Origin of the sequence: Vulcanibacillus modesticaldus, from assembly GCF_001730235.1 — a bacterium.
Taxonomy (GTDB): domain Bacteria; phylum Bacillota; class Bacilli; order Tepidibacillales; family Tepidibacillaceae; genus Vulcanibacillus; species Vulcanibacillus modesticaldus.
Genome location: NZ_MIJF01000084.1, coordinates 1 through 1,002, shown reverse-complemented (window position 1 = coordinate 1,002; position 1,002 = coordinate 1). Strand labels below are relative to the sequence as shown.

Genomic DNA, 1,002 nt, shown 5'->3' with positions numbered 1-1,002 from the left:
AATCTTGGATGAAATAAAAAATTGAGAGCGATTCGGACGTCTCTTCCACGTCCAATTCGCTAGCTTTTTCAAATTCATGGCAGCAAAAACTAACATCGCCTGCATCGAGACTTTTTTCAAACCTCTTAACGTAGTCCAACGCAAACCATGTTTCTCTTTCATATCTGCAAATACTCTTTCTATTGTTTCTTTTCGCTTTGCATATAATCTCTTGTTTTCTTCTGTGTGTCTTAAGTGATCCGCTTCTTCAATGTAATCTTCCCATATATGTCTATGTATCATCTTCGTATAATTTTTACTCTGTGTACATGATGATAACAATGAACAGTTTTTACAAATTTTCGGATCAGATGCGTATTGTTTATAACCTTCTCTTGTTGTGGTTTGATATGATAATATTTCTCCCATTGGGCAGATGTAACAGTCATAATATTCATCATATACATACTCATGTTTTCTCATATATCCACTTTTTGTTCTGGGACGTGTATAAGGCATTACTGGTCGAATATCTTGGTCTGATAAGTATTTCGCGATATAAGGTGTTTTATATCCAGCATCTACTACGACTGCACTTGGCTTTTCTACTTTCTCGATTACTTGATTAACTATCTTATCTAACACTTTACTATCATGTACATTGGCTCCTGTAACAAGTGTACCAAGAACAAATCCGTTTAGATCGCAAGCTGTATGAAATGAGTATGCAAAGAGTTTTTCTCTCTCGTCCTTAACAAAATACCCACTCTCTGGGTCTGTCTTACTTTACTTTATTTCTTTCTCTTCTTCTTTATCTTGTGGGGGAAGTTGCTTTTTTCCATGTGCTTCTCGGTCAATGTTTATTTCTTTCTCTAATTGTTCTTGGTAACTTCTTGTTTCTACACGAGCCGTTTTCTTTATATACTTCTTTTTATTAGCATTTGCTTTAACATGTGTTGAATCTATAAATGCAACTGATGGATCTACAAATCCTTTTTTCATTGCTTCTTTTAGTATTCGATA

Annotated in this window: 1 pseudogene; it reads right to left on the bottom strand. The window is 34.5% G+C overall.

What is annotated here, in order from left to right:
• Window positions 1–1,002: pseudogene (locus BHF71_RS10570) on the bottom strand (IS1182 family transposase); the annotation flags it as partial.